The organism is Mesorhizobium sp. M2A.F.Ca.ET.039.01.1.1 (assembly GCF_003998035.1).
Lineage (GTDB): Bacteria > Pseudomonadota > Alphaproteobacteria > Rhizobiales > Rhizobiaceae > Mesorhizobium.
The window spans coordinates 1-14856 of the sequence record NZ_RZRY01000083.1 but is presented as its reverse complement, the minus strand read 5'-3'; the positions used below and the strand labels follow the sequence as shown (position 1 = coordinate 14856).

Sequence of the window (14856 nt, the reverse complement as noted above, 5' to 3'; positions counted from 1 at the left end):
ATCACGCCGCTGCAAACGGGCCTGCGCGTCGGCGGCGCCGTCGAGCTCGGCGGGATCGACCGGCCGCCCAACTTCGCCCGTTCCAAGGCCATGCTGGAGAAAGCAAAACGTTTCCTGCCTGGGCTCGACCCGTCAGGCGGCCGCGAGTGGATGGGTTATCGCCCGTCGCTGCCGGACTCATTGCCGGTGATCGGCGCGGCGCGCGCGCCAAATGTCTATTATGCTTTCGGCCACGGCCATCTTGGCCTGACCCAATCGGCGGCCACCGGCCGCTTGATCCGCGATCTCATCCTCGGGCAGACTCCGCCGCTCGACCTCACCCCTTTCCGTGTGCAACGGTTCTGAGTCTCTTTGTTTTGACGCAATTCCGGACGGAAAACCGCTTCACACTTTTCCTGAAATTGCTCTAGGAGAGCAACCATGGCTAAGAAATCCTTCTTCTGCATCGACGGCCACACCTGCGGCAATCCGGTGCGTCTGGTCGCTGGCGGCGGGCCTTTGCTCCAGGGCTCGACAATGATGGAGCGGCGGGCGCACTTCCTCGCCGAATATGACTGGATCCGCACCGGGCTGATGTTCGAGCCGCGCGGCCATGACGTGATGTCGGGCTCGATCCTCTATCCGCCGACGCGCGATGATTGTGATATCGCCATCCTGTTCATCGAGACGTCGGGCTGCCTGCCGATGTGCGGCCACGGCACGATCGGCACGGTCACGATGGCAATCGAGCATGGGCTGGTGAAGCCGAAGACGCCGGGCGTGCTCAGGCTCGACACGCCGGCCGGCCTCGTCATCGCCGAATACAAGCAGGTCGGCGAATATGTCGAGGAAGTGCGCATCACCAACGTGCCCTCCTTCCTCTATGCCGAAGGCCTGACCGTCGAATGCCCGGTGCTCGGCGAGATCAGCGTCGATGTCGCCTATGGTGGCAATTTCTACGCCATCGTCGAGCCGCAGAAGAACTACCGGGACATGGCCGACTACACGGCGGGCGACCTCATCGCCTGGAGCCCGGTGGTGCGGCAGCGTCTCAACGAGAAATATTCCTTCGTGCATCCGGAGAATCCCGGCATCAACCGGCTGTCGCACATGCTATGGACGGGCAAGCCGAGGAACGCGGAGGCCGATGCGCGCAACGCCGTGTTCTATGGCGACAAGGCGATCGACCGCTCGCCCTGCGGCACCGGCACCTCGGCGCGGATGGCGCAGCTCCACGCCAAGGGCAAGCTCAAGGAAGGCGACAGTTTTGTCCACGAATCGATCATCGGCTCGCTGTTCAGGGGCAGGGTCGAAAAGGAGGTCAGCGTTGCCGGCAAGCCGGCGATCATCCCTTCGATCGGCGGCTGGGCACGGATGACGGGGTTGAACACCATCTTCATCGACGACCGCGATCCGTTCGCGCACGGCTTCATCGTGACGTGACCGTCAGCCGGAATATCCATCCGGCTTGCGGTCAGGCCTCGGCCTTGACCGAAACCTGATCGCGGAACCATTCGGCGAACCTGGCCTCGGCAGACGAGGGCTGCGCCGACATGGTCAGGAAATAACCCTTGTCGTCGTCGTTCGAAACATCGGAGAGGACGACGAGGTCGCCGCGCCTGAGCTCCTCGCGAAAAACCTCGACCGGGCACAATGCCACGCCGTGGCCGGCAATGACCGCCGTCGCCAGTATGTTGAAATCGGCAAAAACCGGGCCGCTCCCGACATCGCGCTCTTCGACCCCGGACTTGGAAAACCATTCCTGCCAGCCCTGGCGCGTCTCGTCATGCAACAGGTCCGCCGCCGCGATGGCCGCCGCTGTTTCCAGCCGCCCCTTGCGCGCAAGATAGTGCGGACTGCAGGCGGGTCGGCTTATGCGGGAAAACAGCTTGAGGCTCGTGACATGCGGCGAGGGATCGGCGCCCAGCGTGATCAGGATGTCGTTGTCGTCCTCGAGCCGATCCTCGGCCTTGGCGTAGGCTACACGGATCGCGATCTCGGGATGGCGCGCCGTGAAATCCGACAGGCGCGGCACCAGCCAGCGGCTGGCGATCGAGGGAATGCAACCCACCGACAGCGATGCCTGGGCGGCGCTTCTGCGAATGCGGCGACAGGTCGCGCCCAGCTCCGCCAGCGCCGCGCTCGCGGACGCCTGCAGGATCAGCCCGGCCTCCGTCAGGCGCACCTTGCGGGCGTCGCGATGAAACAATGCGACGCCAAGCCACTCCTCCAGCCGTCTGATCTGGTGACTGATGGCAGGGTGAGTGACATGCAGTTCCTCGCCGGCCGCGGAGAAACTGAGATGGCGAGCGGTCGCCTCGAAGGCCCGGATCGCATTCAGCGGCAGATAATCCATCTGTAAAATTCTCTAACAGAAAGTGCCAAAATCCATCATTTGAAGCACGATACAACCTGAGTCATTGATCTGGACTGACGGCGCAAAATCTAACCGGGCGAGACCAAAAAGTCGATGCCTGCCGCCGAATTCGAGGCGCGCCGCCGCTTCTCAAACCTGGTTTCATGGAAAGACGACGATGTTCACCAGACAATTGGCTGATGTAGAAAAAACTGACTTCTTTGTCGATTGGGGCAACGGCACCAGCCATCGGCTGCTGACAAGCCACGACGGCATGGGCTTCACCATATGTCACACGGTGGTGCGCGCCGGCAGCGAATCGCGACTGCAGTATCGGCGGCACCTGGAGGCCTGCTACTGCATCTCCGGCACCGGCGAGGTCGAGGACATGACCGGCACCGTCCATCGCGTCGAGCCGGGCACGGTCTATGTGCTTGATGCCCATGACGACCATTTCCTGCGCGCCGACAGCGCCGGCGACATGGTGCTGGTGAGCGTCTTCAATCCGCCGCTCAAAGGCACTGAAAAGCACAGTCTCAATGGCGAGGGAGGCTCTGCTTACTGAGACGTCGCTTCGAGCATTCTGTTGTGGCGCGGCGCCTTCGGCCGAAGGGCGCCGCACCGTCACATGCCCGTCACAGATGACGGAATCCTGACCTAGCGGAAGGTGCGGTGACGGGAAACCGGGCGCTTCGGTTGGCGCAAGGATTCTTCTCATCAACTTATTTTGACGCTGGTTTCTTCGACACGAGGCCCATCATAGGGTTGAATCGTCAAAGACATTGCGTTGTGCCAATGCTAGGGTCCGCGATAGTCCAGGGGTCGGGTGTGAAAAAACGGGCAATCGGACCGGGTGCTTCCAAACCACGCAGAGCGATTGAAAAATCACGTTGCAATCCGGGCTCGAAACTTTACGACTAGGGGAAATACGACAAGGAGTGCGATCCGAAAACGGGCGACATTCCAGGGGAGCCGCGTAAATATGCAGTACTTCGTCCAGCAGCTTATCAATGGGCTGACGCTGGGATCTATCTATGGGCTGATCGCGATCGGCTATACGATGGTCTACGGCATCATCGGCATGATCAATTTCGCCCATGGCGACATTTTCATGGTCGGCGCCTTCACCGCGCTCATCGTCTTCCTGATCCTCGGCGCGTTGTTCTATTCGGTGCCGGTCGTGGTGGCGCTTCTGATCATGATGATCGTGGCGATGCTTCTGACCAGCCTCTACAACTGGACGATCGAGAAGGTGGCCTACCGGCCGCTGCGCGGTTCGTTCCGGCTGGCGCCGCTGATCACCGCCATCGGCATGTCGATCGCGCTCTCCAACTTCGTGCAGGTCACGCAAGGTCCGCGCAACAAGCCGATCCCGCCGCTGGTCAGCCAGGTCTACACGATCGACGGCATCAGCATCTCGCTGAAGCAGATCATCATCGTAATCGTCACCATCGCGCTGCTCGCGGTCTTCTGGTACCTGGTCAACAGGACGGCGCTCGGTCGCGCCCAGCGCGCCTGCGAGCAGGATCGCAAGATGGCGGCGCTGCTCGGCATCGACGTCGATCGGACCATCTCCATCACCTTCATCATGGGCGCCGCCCTTGCCGCCGTCGCGGGCACGCTGTTCCTGATGTACTACGGCGTCGTGGTGTTCTCCGACGGCTTCGTGCCGGGCGTTAAGGCCTTCACCGCGGCCGTGCTCGGCGGCATCGGCTCGCTGCCCGGCGCGGTGCTCGGCGGGCTCTTGATCGGCTTCATCGAGAGCATGTGGTCGGCCTATTTCTCCATCGACTACAAGGACGTGGCCGCATTTTCGATCCTGGCGATCGTGCTCATCTTCCTGCCCTCCGGCATCCTCGGCCGGCCTGAAGTCGAAAAGGTCTGATCCTCATGGCCGTTACCGTGTCCTCGGAGCGCGACACCGTCGCCACTCCCATCCAGCGCGCTTTCCGCGAGGCGCTCTATGCCGGCGCCATCTCGCTCGGCCTGTTCGTGCTGTTCATCGGTCTCAGGACAGACCAGAACATCAGCAACGAACTGATCCTGGTGCAGCGCTGGGGCCTGCTCGCCATCGTGGTCATTGCCGTCACGCTCGGCCGCTTTGCCTATGTGGCGTATGCGCTTCCGGCAATGGAGCGGTCGAAAGCCGAAAGGGCCCAGGCGCCCGCCGTCGTCGCCGAACCTGGCTTCCTGAAGCGGAACTTCAACAGGATCGGCCTTGTCGTCCTACTGCTCTATCCGATCGCGATGGTGCTCCTGTTCGGCTTCCAGGGCTCGCTCAAATGGGTCGACAATTTCGGCATCCAAATCCTGATCTATGTGATGCTGGCCTGGGGCCTCAACATCGTCATCGGGTTGGCCGGCCTGCTCGATCTCGGCTACGTCGCCTTCTATGCCGTCGGCGCCTATGCCTACGCGTTGCTTGGCACGCATTTCGGCCTGTCGTTCTGGATCCTTTTGCCGGCCGCGGGCTGCATGGCGGCCTTCTGGGGCGTCATGCTCGGCTTCCCGGTGCTCAGATTGCGCGGCGACTATCTGGCGATCGTGACCCTTGCCTTCGGTGAGATCATCCGCCTGGTGCTCATCAACTGGCGTGAAGTCACCAATGGTTCGGCAGGCATCTCGGGCATTCCGAAAGTCTCGTTCTTCGGCCTGATGTCTTTCAACGTCTCCGACCCGAACTACATCGCCAAGGTTCTGCACATTGCCCAATCAGGGGCCTACTACAAGATCTTCCTCTACTATCTCGCCCTGGCGCTCTGCCTGCTCACCGCCTTCGTCACCATAAGGCTTCGTCGCCTGCCGGTGGGACGCGCCTGGGAAGCGTTGCGCGAAGACGAGATCGCCTGTCGCTCTCTCGGCATCAACACCACCACCACCAAGCTGACGGCGTTCGCCACCGGCGCCATGTTCGGCGGCTTTGCCGGCTCGTTCTTCGCAGCCCGCCAGGGTTTCGTCAGCCCTGAATCCTTCGTCTTCCTCGAATCGGCGATCATCCTTGCCATCGTCGTTCTCGGCGGCATGGGTTCGCTGGGCGGCATTGCCGTGGCGGCGCTGGTCATGATCGGCGGCACCGAGATCCTGCGCGAACTTGACTTCCTCAAGGCTGTGTTCGGACCCGACTTCACACCGGAACTCTACCGCATGCTGCTGTTCGGCATGGCCATGGTCATCGTCATGCTGTGGAAGCCGCGCGGCTTCGTCGGCAGTCGAGAACCGACGGCCTTCCTGAAAGAACGAAGAGCGGTCTCGGCGTCCTTCACCAAGGAGGGGCACGGCTGATGAACGCGCAAGCTTCTGCAAACGACTTCATCCTGCAGGTCGAGCATTTGTCGATGAAGTTCGGAGGCCTGGTCGCCATCGGCGACCTGTCCTTCCAGGCCAGGCGCGGCGAGATCACCGCGTTGATCGGACCGAACGGCGCCGGCAAGACAACCGTGTTCAACTGCATCACAGGCTTCTATAAGCCGTCGGAAGGCATGCTGACGCTGAACAGGCGTGACGGCTCGACCTACCTGCTCGAGCGCCTGCCCAACCACGAGATCCCGGCGCGCGCCAAGGTGGCGCGCACTTTCCAGAACATCCGCCTGTTCTCCGGCATGACGCTCTTGGAAAACCTTCTGGTGGCGCAGCACAACAAGCTGATGAAGGCTTCGGGCTATACCTTCCTTGGCCTGTTCGGCTTTCCGAGCTACCGCCAGGCGTCAGCCGAGTCGATCGACCTCGCCAGGCACTGGCTGGAAAAGGCCGACCTTATCGATCGCGCCGACGATCCGGCCGGCGATCTGCCCTACGGCGCGCAGCGGCGCCTGGAAATCGCGCGCGCCATGTGCACAGGGCCGGAGCTTTTGTGCCTGGACGAGCCGGCCGCCGGCCTCAACCCGAAGGAATCGGCGGCGCTGAACGACCTGCTGATGGACATCAAGAACAACACCGGCACGTCTATCCTGCTCATCGAGCACGACATGTCGGTGGTCATGCAGATTTCCGATCACGTCGTGGTGCTCGAATACGGCCGCAAGATTTCCGACGGCAATCCGCAATCGGTCCGTACCGATCCGCGCGTCATCGCCGCCTATCTCGGCGTCGACGACGAAGAGGTCGAGACGGTGCTGACCGAAGTCGGCGACGAGGACGTCATCGAGCAGCTCGATACCGGTCCCGACTCCGCGCATGGCCCAGGCAACTCCGCTTCGATGATGGCGGGACCGGTTTCCGACAGTGTCGAGCACGCGGACGAGGGCGAGCGGGTCACCGTGTCCAAGGTCGCGTCGAAAGCGGCGCAAGTCGACGCCCGCGCCGCTTCGATCGCCAGCAAGCCCCAATCGGCAGCCAAGCCGGCTGCGAAATCCGGCGCAGCGAAAACAGCGCCTAAAAAGCCGGCCGCCAAGGCTTCAGCCGCGAAAGCCGGCAGCGCTTCGAAGGGCAAGGAAACCGCGGCCAAGCCCACAGCGGGCAAGCCTGGAGGGCGCAAATAATGGCCGGCACAACGCTGCTCGACATCAAGGGGATCGAGACCTACTACGGCAACATCCGGGCGCTGAACGGCGTCGATGTCAGCGTCAACCAGGGTGAGATCGTGGCGCTGATCGGCGCCAACGGCGCCGGCAAGTCGACGCTGATGATGACCATCTTCGGGGCACCGCGCGCCCGCGCCGGCACCATCACCTTCGCCGGCACCGACATCACCAAGATGCCGACGCATGAAATCGCGCGGCTGCGCATCGCGCAATCCCCGGAAGGCAGACGCATCTTCCCGCGCATGACGGTGATGGAAAATCTGCAGATGGGCGCCAGCCTCGACAATCTCAAGCATTACGACGAGGACGTCGAGAAGGTGTTCACGCTGTTCCCGCGCCTGAAGGAGCGCATCGGCCAGCGCGGCGGCACGCTTTCAGGCGGCGAGCAGCAGATGCTGTCGATCGGTCGCGCGCTGATGGCGCGGCCGAAGCTCCTGCTGCTCGACGAGCCGTCGCTGGGTCTCGCGCCGTTGATCGTCAAGCAGATCTTCGACGCCATCCGCGAGCTCAACAAGACGCAGGGGCTGACCGTGTTCCTGGTCGAGCAGAATGCCTTCGGCGCCCTGAAGCTCGCCGACCGCGGCTATGTCATGGTCAACGGCAATGTGACCATGAGCGGCTCCGGCAAGGAACTGCTCGCCAATCCGGAAGTGCGCGCCGCCTATCTCGAAGGCGGTCATCACTAAGAGAGGTCTTCATCATGCAAGGTATTCTCTACGAAGAAGCCTCGATCTGGCAGTTCCTGTTCGTCACCTGCCTGCTCGGCGGCTGGGCGGCATGGATGACCGGCAAGGCGGCGGCGCAGACCTGGAGCAGCCACGTTCAGCTGTTCTTCTACATGCTCGGTCTCGGTATCGGCATCCGGTTCATCCATCACGCGCTGTTCGGCGGCACGATGTTCTCGCTGCATTACTATATCGTCGACACCATCGTGCTGATGGTACTGGGCTTCCTCGGCTATCAATACACGCGCACCAACCAGATGGTGACGCAGTATAACTGGCTCTATGAAAGAGCTTCCTTATTAAGCTGGAAGCCGAAGGTTTGACGTTTATGATTAACGCCTTTTCGGGGATGAATTGGCGTGACAAGTGCCTGAAAATCGGCATTCTATGCTTTCTGCGATAAGGGTGGGCATCGCATGAAAGCATCATCCACGCCCACTCCGTAAATGGGAGCGTTTCAATGAAAAAATCACTCTTGTCCGCCGTTGCGCTGACCGCGTTCATCGCGTTCAGCGGCAGCGCGTGGGCCGATATCCTGATCGGCGTCGCCGGTCCGATCACCGGCCCGAACGCGGCCTTCGGCGCACAGCTGCAGAAGGGCGCGGAACAGGCTGTCGCCGACATCAACGCGGCGGGCGGCGTCAATGGCCAGCAGCTCAAGATCGAGATCGGTGACGACGTCTCCGATCCCAAGCAAGGCATCTCGGTCGCCAACAAGTTCGTCGCCGACGGCGTCAAGTTCGTCGACGGCCACTTCAACTCGGGCGTGACCATTCCGGCATCGGAAGTCTATGCCGAAAACGGCATCCTCGTCATGACGCCGTCGGCAACCAATCCTAAGCTTACCGAGCGCGGCCTGTGGAACACCTTCCGCACCTGCGGTCGCGACGACCAGCAGGGCAAGGTGGCCGGCGACTACATCGCCAAGAACTTCAAGGACGCCAAGATCGCCATCGTCCACGACAAGACGCCTTACGGGCAGGGCCTTGCCGACGAGACCAAGAAGAACCTCAACGCCAACGGCATCAAGGAAGTGATGTATGAAGGCATCAATGTCGGCGACAAGGACTTCTCGGCCCTCATCGCCAAGATGAAGGAAAACAACGTCAACCTGATCTACTGGGGGTGGCCTGCACACCGAAGCCGGCCTGATCATCCGTCAGACGGCCGACCAGGGCCTGAAGGCGCCGATGTTCTCGGGCGATGGCATCGTCTCCAACGAACTGGCCTCGATCGCGGGTGACGCGGTTGCCGGCACGCTCAACACCTTCGCTCCGGATCCGCGCAAGAACCCGGACGCCAAGGAAGTCGTGGAGAAGTTCCGCGCCGCCGGCTTCGAGCCGGAAGCCTACACGCTCTACTCCTATGCCGCCGTGCAGATCATCACCCAGGCCATCGCCAAGGTCGGTTCGGCCGACGATGCGCAGAAGGTTGCCGAAGTGATCAAGTCCGGCGGTCCGTGGAAGACGGTTATCGGCGAGATCGGCTACGACGCCAAGGGCGACATCACCCGTCCCGACTACGTCATCTACGAATGGAAGAAGGGTGACGACGGCAAGTACAGCTACTTCGAGAAATAAGCCGGCAAATAGAAGCCGACTTGCAACGGATGCCCGGCGCTTGCGCCGGGCATTTTCGTTTGCGCGGTCGCAGCCGGCCGGAAGCTCCGCCCGGCGGCACGGAACGCGCTCAGGCCGCCCGCGGCAGACAGGTGGAGGAGCAACAACGGCGCGCCTGCCGCAAACAAGCGAGTTAAACCGTTTTAGGTGTCGCGCAAATTTGTTTGCGCTGCAGCATTTTCACGTTAATCATGCGCCGTTCACCTCCTTTACGCTGCTGGAGCCCAGTCCTTGGCCATCACGAAGATCCTCGTCGCCAACCGGTCCGAAATCGCCATCCGCGTGTTCCGCGCGGCCAATGAGCTCGGTCTCAAAACCGTGGCGATCTGGGCGGAGGAGGACAAATATTCGCTGCACCGCTTCAAGGCCGATGAAAGCTACCAGGTCGGGCGCGGCCCGCATCTCGCCAAGGACATGGGCCCGATCGAGAGCTACCTGTCGATAGAGGAGGTGATCCGGGTCGCCAGGCTGTCCGGCGCCGACGCCATCCATCCCGGTTACGGCCTGCTGTCGGAAAGCCCGGAATTCGCCGAGGCCTGTGCGGAGGCCGGCATCACCTTCATCGGCCCGAAGCCGGAAACGATGCGCCGGCTGGGCAACAAGGTCGCGGCGCGCAACCTCGCGATCGAGGTCGGCGTGCCGGTCGTGCCGGCAACCGATCCGCTGCCCGACGACATGGACGAGGTCAAGAAGCTCGCCGCGCAGATCGGCTATCCGGTGATGCTGAAGGCCTCATGGGGCGGTGGCGGCCGTGGCATGCGGGCCATCCGTGCCGAGGCAGACCTCGCGCGCGAGGTGATGGAAGGCAAGCGCGAGGCCAAGGCCGCCTTCGGCAAGGACGAGGTCTATCTCGAAAAGCTGATCGAACGCGCCCGCCATGTCGAGGTGCAGGTGCTGGGCGACACCCACGGCAATGCGGTGCATCTGTTCGAGCGCGACTGCTCGATCCAGCGCCGCAACCAGAAGGTCGTTGAGCGCGCGCCGGCGCCTTACTTGAGCGAAGAGCTGCGCCAGGAGCTTTGCGGCTATGCGCTCAAGATCGCGCGCGAAACGAGCTATATCGGCGCCGGCACGGTCGAGTTCCTGCAGGACGCCGACACCGGCAAGTTCTACTTCATCGAAGTCAATCCGCGCATCCAGGTCGAGCACACCGTCACCGAGCAGGTGACCGGCATCGACATCGTCAAGGCGCAGATCCATATCCTGGACGGCTTCGCCATCGGCACGAAGCAATCAGGCGTGCCGGCGCAGAAGGACATCAGGCTCAACGGCCACGCGCTGCAGTGCCGCATCACCACCGAGGATCCGGAGCACAATTTCATCCCGGACTATGGCCGCATCACCGCCTATCGCGAGGCGGCCGGCTTCGGCATCCGGCTCGACGGCGGCACGGCCTATTCGGGCGCGGTCATCACCCGGTTCTACGATCCGCTGCTCGAAAAGGTGACGGCCTGGGCGCCGACGCCCGGCGAGGCGATCTCGCGCATGAACCGGGCGCTGCGCGAGTTCCGCATCCGGGGTGTGGCCACCAACCTCACCTTCCTCGAAGCGATCATCAACCACCCGCGCTTCGCCGACAATTCCTACACGACCAAGTTCATCGACACGACGCCGGAACTGTTCGAGCAGGTGAAGCGGCAGGACCGCGCCACCAAGCTGCTCACCTATCTGGCCGATGTCAGCGTCAACGGCCACCCCGAGACGCGCGGCCGGCCGGCGCCGAAGGCGAATGCGGCCGCACCCGTGGTGCCCTATCTCAACGGCCATATCCCGGACGGCAGCAAGCAGAGGCTCGATGCGCTCGGCCCGGAGAAATTCGCCGCCTGGATGCGGGCGCAGCGCCAGGTGCTGGTCACCGACACGACGATGCGCGACGGCCACCAGTCGCTGCTCGCCACGCGCATGCGCACCTATGACATCGTCGGCATCGCCGGCACCTATGCGCGCGCCCTGCCGCAACTGTTGTCGCTGGAATGCTGGGGCGGCGCGACGTTCGACGTCGCCATGCGCTTCCTCACCGAGGACCCTTGGGAGCGGCTGGGCAAAGTGCGCGAGGCCGCGCCCAACCTTCTGCTGCAGATGCTTTTGCGCGGCGCCAACGGCGTCGGCTACACCAACTATCCCGACAATGTCGTGCAGCATTTCGTCAAACAGGCGGCAAGCGGCGGCGTCGACCTGTTCCGCGTCTTCGACTGCCTGAACTGGGTCGAGAACATGCGCGTCGCCATGGACGCGGTCGGCGCCGAGGGCAAGCTGGTCGAAGCGGCGATATGCTACACCGGGGACATCCTCGATCCGGCCCGCGCCAAATACGACCTCAAATATTATGTCGGGCTGGCCAAGGAGCTGGAAGCGGCCGGCGCCCACATCATCGCCGTCAAGGACATGGCCGGGTTGCTCAAGCCGGCCGCGGCGCGCGTTCTGTTCAAGGCGCTGCGCGAGGCGACCGACCTGCCGATCCATTTCCACACGCATGACACGTCGGGCCTCTCGGCGGCGACGGTGCTGGCGGCGGTGGAGAGCGGCGCCGACGCCATCGACGCGGCGATGGATTCCTTTTCCGGCAACACCTCGCAGCCCTGCCTCGGCTCGATCGTCGAGGCGCTGAAGGGCACCGACCGCGATCCCGGTCTCGACCCGCAATGGATCCGTCACATCTCCTTCTACTGGGAGGCGGTGCGCAACCAGTACGCGGCTTTCGAGAGCGATCTCAAGGGGCCCGCCTCGGAAGTCTATCTGCACGAGATGCCGGGCGGCCAGTTCACCAACCTCAAGGAACAGGCGCGCTCGCTCGGGCTGGAGACACGCTGGCATGAGGTGGCGCAGGCCTATCACGACGTCAACCTGATGTTCGGCGACATCGTCAAGGTGACGCCGTCATCCAAGGTGGTCGGCGACATGGCGCTGATGATGGTCAGCCAGGACCTCACCGTCGCCGATGTCGAGAACCCGGCCAAGGACATCGCCTTCCCGGATTCGGTCGTGTCGATGCTGCGCGGCGATCTTGGCCAGTCGCCCGGCGGCTGGCCAGCGGCGCTGCAGAAGAAGGCGTTGAAGGGCGACAAGCCGATCACGGTCAGGCCCGGCTCGCTGCTGAAGCCCGCCGACCTCAAGGCCAGCCGCAAGGACATCGAGACGAAGCTCGAGCGCAAGCTCTCGGAGTATGAGTTCGCTTCCTGGCTGATGTATCCGAAGGTGTTCACCGATTTCGCTGCCGCGCAGGAGACCTACGGGCCGGTGAGCGTCCTGCCGACACCGACCTATTTCTACGGCATGAAGTCGGAAGACGAGATCTTCCTCGACATCGAGAAGGGCAAGACGCTGGTGGTCCGCTGCCAGGCGTTCGGCGATGTCGACGACAAGGGCATGGTCACGGTCTTCTTCGAGCTCAACGGCCAGCCGCGCCGCATAAAGGTGCCTGACCGCGCGCATGGCGCTTCCGCCGCCAAGGCGCGCCGCAAGGCCGAGCCCGGCAATGAGAGCCATGTCGGCGCGCCGATGCCGGGCGTGGTCTCGGCGCTTGCCGTGGCGCCTGGACAGGCGGTCAAGGCGGGCGACGTGCTCTTGTCGATCGAGGCGATGAAGATGGAAACCGCGCTGCACGCCGAACGCGACGGCGAGATCGCCGAAGTGCTGGTCAAGGCCGGCGACCAGATCGATGCGAAGGATCTGCTCATAGCCTTTAAGTGACGGTCGGAGCGCGATCCCTTATGGGCGGCTGACAGCAGCCGTCCACAGGCACTCGACAAGTGTCTTGACCCGCAGCGTCCGCTCGGGCATCGAACCCGCTCCAATTTGCCGTGGCGGGAATCGCCCTGGCTTCAGAAGACGCGGAGAGAAAATGGCCGACGAAATCACCGAGACCAGCCAGACTGTAGCCGCCGGCCAGCTGCGCACCATCATCGAGCGCATCGAGCGACTCGAGGAAGAGAAGAAGACGATCTCCGACGACATCAAGGATGTCTATGCCGAGGCCAAGGGCACCGGCTTCGACACCAAGGCGATCCGCACCATCGTGCGGCTGCGCAAGAAGGACCAGGCGGAGCGCCAGGAGGAGGAGTCCATCCTCGACCTCTACAAGGCCGCTCTCGGCATGGTGTAAGCGCTCATGGCCGGCAGCCGGTCATGACTGAATTCGACTTCGGCGGCCGCCGCGCCTCGGAGTTCCGCCATCGCGGCTTCTGGGCCCTGTTCGCCGAGCGGCATCCGCAAGAAAAAGCCACGCTGGCGCGGCGCGGACCTTGGTTCTGGCAGCGCGGGCTGCCGGATTTCGCCCTGGTGCTTTCGATGTATGTCGCGCCGGCGCAAAACCATGTCGGCGTCTTCTTCGGGCGCAATGAGAAGTTCGGGGCAACGGACTCATGGTCGCGGCTGAAGCCGTTCCAGCCGGCGATCGAGGCGAAGCTGAAGCTCAAGCCCGAGCAGAGCTCGCAAGGTCTCGGCATCAACTCGCTATGGCATGTGAACTGCTATGCCGAGGACAACTGGCCGGCCATGACCGACTGGCTGGTGACAGAGTGCTCGCGCTTCGAAGAAGCCGTGACCGAAGTCCTGGGGCGGAGATAGGTCGCGGGCGATGACGGATTTTTTCTATACGCGCTGGAGGGGTGAAGCGCCGCTCGACCGGCTGTTCTGGCGCGACATGCTGCTCGTCGCGACGATCCTGAGCATCGCCTCTTCGGCGCTGGCGCTGATCCTGCTTGGATTGAAGCTGCCGCTCTGGCTGGTGCTGGCGGTGCATTTCCTCCCCGTTCCCTACAACATCTTCCTGACGGTCGCCATCTGGCGAACGGCGGAGAAGAGCGGCGGCCTGAAGGCGCAACTGATGATGCTCGGCTCGGCGCTCTGGCTGATCGCGACGGCGGTCGCCTGAGCCGCATCACATCTTTCCTGGAATTGCTCGATACGAAAAGGGCGGCCGAAGCCGCCCTTTGCGAAGTCATTTTAGAGCGATCAAGCCGATGGCTCGAAGCGCAGCGCCACACCGTTGATGCAATAGCGCAGGCCGGTCGGCGGCGGGCCGTCCTCGAAGACATGGCCGAGATGGCTGCCGCAGCGCGAGCAGTGGCATTCGGTGCGGACCATGCCGTAGCTGCGGTCGACGGTGGTCTCGATCGAGCCCGGGACCGGATCGTTGAAGCTCGGCCAGCCGGTGCCGCTCTCGAACTTCAGCTTGGATTCGAACAGCGGCTGGTCACAGCCGACGCAAAAGAAAGTGCCGGCGCGCTTCTCATAGAGCAGCGCGCAGCTGCCCGGGCGCTCGGTGCCGTGATTGCGCATGACGGCATACTGCTCCGGCGTCAGCCGGGCGCGCCACTCGGCATCGGTGCGGGTGACGGGATAGGCGTGGGTGTCCATGAAATCTCCTCGGCCTTGGCGGCTCGTTGTTACTTGCAACGGGTATTCGTCGGAACATAGGCGTTTGTTACACGTGCCGCCAGCGAAAGCGGGCTAATCCCTGATACAGGGATTTTGAAAGATTGCCGTTTGTCTTGGCGCAAGACTTTCTGCTCAGGCCCGTGAAATCGGCGCAAGCGCCGGGGATTGGTCGAGGCCGCCCCAACTTCGTCATTCTATGGCGGAGCAAGGAGCGAAGCGACGCGGCGCAGACCATAGAATCCATTCCGTGACTTGGAAGCGCCGCCACGGTGCAGAAT

General features: G+C 63.0%; 13 protein-coding genes and 2 pseudogenes. 13 read left to right on the top strand and 2 right to left on the bottom strand.

Going from position 1 to position 14856, the window contains the following annotated elements; genetic code table 11:
* Both EOA24_RS09540 and EOA24_RS09535 read left to right on the top strand, forming a co-directional pair.
* Positions 1-345: FAD-binding oxidoreductase (locus tag EOA24_RS09540; RefSeq protein ID WP_133374483.1), on the top strand; the 345-nt coding region annotated here is incomplete at its 5' end.
* 75 nt (positions 346-420) lie between these two features.
* A complete protein-coding gene (locus tag EOA24_RS09535) occupies positions 421-1422 on the top strand; it encodes a 4-hydroxyproline epimerase (RefSeq protein ID WP_126080711.1) in 1002 nt (333 codons plus the stop codon).
* 31 nt (positions 1423-1453) lie between these two features.
* Here the strand turns inward: EOA24_RS09535 and EOA24_RS09530 are convergent, their stop codons facing one another.
* The gene (locus tag EOA24_RS09530; protein ID WP_127409763.1) at positions 1454-2335 is read right to left on the bottom strand and encodes a LysR substrate-binding domain-containing protein; all 882 of its coding nucleotides are present in this window, start codon (positions 2333-2335) and stop codon (positions 1454-1456) included.
* Positions 2336-2513: 178 nt separating this feature from the next.
* Here EOA24_RS09530 and EOA24_RS09525 point away from each other — a divergent pair, with 178 nt between their 5' ends.
* From EOA24_RS09525 to EOA24_RS09475, 11 genes and pseudogenes are all read left to right on the top strand, one after another.
* Positions 2514-2900: an ectoine synthase gene (locus EOA24_RS09525; RefSeq protein ID WP_126080713.1), complete on the top strand. Its 387-nt coding sequence runs from the start codon at positions 2514-2516 to the stop codon at positions 2898-2900.
* Positions 2901-3317: 417 nt separating this feature from the next.
* Complete coding sequence (locus EOA24_RS09520; RefSeq protein WP_042645691.1) at positions 3318-4220, top strand: branched-chain amino acid ABC transporter permease; 903 nt, start codon at positions 3318-3320, stop codon at positions 4218-4220.
* Between the two features lie 5 nt (positions 4221-4225).
* Entirely contained in the window at positions 4226-5617 is a 1392-nt protein-coding gene (gene livM, locus EOA24_RS09515; RefSeq protein ID WP_126080714.1) for a high-affinity branched-chain amino acid ABC transporter permease LivM, read from the top strand.
* Positions 5617-6744, top strand: a pseudogene (locus tag EOA24_RS09510) (ABC transporter ATP-binding protein); the annotation flags it as partial. The gene livM and the pseudogene EOA24_RS09510, both read left to right, overlap by 1 nt.
* A 68-nt stretch (positions 6745-6812) precedes the next feature.
* Positions 6813-7541 carry an ABC transporter ATP-binding protein gene (locus tag EOA24_RS09505; protein ID WP_042645693.1) on the top strand — a complete coding sequence of 243 codons (729 nt, stop codon included), beginning with the start codon at positions 6813-6815 and terminating at the stop codon, positions 7539-7541.
* 14 nt (positions 7542-7555) lie between these two features.
* Positions 7556-7903, top strand: a complete 348-nt coding sequence (locus EOA24_RS09500) for a DUF6867 family protein (protein WP_126063959.1) — start codon at positions 7556-7558, stop codon at positions 7901-7903.
* A 137-nt stretch (positions 7904-8040) separates the two neighbouring features.
* Positions 8041-9160 (top strand): annotated as a pseudogene (locus tag EOA24_RS09495) (branched-chain amino acid ABC transporter substrate-binding protein).
* A gap of 270 nt (positions 9161-9430) precedes the next feature.
* Entirely contained in the window at positions 9431-12889 is a 3459-nt protein-coding gene (pyc, locus tag EOA24_RS09490; RefSeq protein ID WP_126080715.1) for a pyruvate carboxylase, read from the top strand.
* 151 nt (positions 12890-13040) lie between these two features.
* Positions 13041-13301, top strand: coding sequence for a DUF2312 domain-containing protein (locus tag EOA24_RS09485; RefSeq protein ID WP_040991643.1), 261 nt, complete (start codon positions 13041-13043; stop codon positions 13299-13301).
* Positions 13302-13324: 23 nt separating this feature from the next.
* Complete coding sequence (locus EOA24_RS09480; protein WP_126080716.1) at positions 13325-13765, top strand: hypothetical protein; 441 nt, start codon at positions 13325-13327, stop codon at positions 13763-13765.
* Positions 13766-13775: 10 nt separating this feature from the next.
* A complete protein-coding gene (locus EOA24_RS09475) occupies positions 13776-14072 on the top strand; it encodes a hypothetical protein (protein WP_126080717.1) in 297 nt (98 codons plus the stop codon).
* Positions 14073-14152: 80 nt separating this feature from the next.
* Here the strand turns inward: EOA24_RS09475 and msrB are convergent, their stop codons facing one another.
* Positions 14153-14557 carry a peptide-methionine (R)-S-oxide reductase MsrB gene (msrB, locus tag EOA24_RS09470; protein ID WP_126080718.1) on the bottom strand — a complete coding sequence of 135 codons (405 nt, stop codon included), beginning with the start codon at positions 14555-14557 and terminating at the stop codon, positions 14153-14155.
* Positions 14558-14856: the final 299 nt, after the last annotated feature.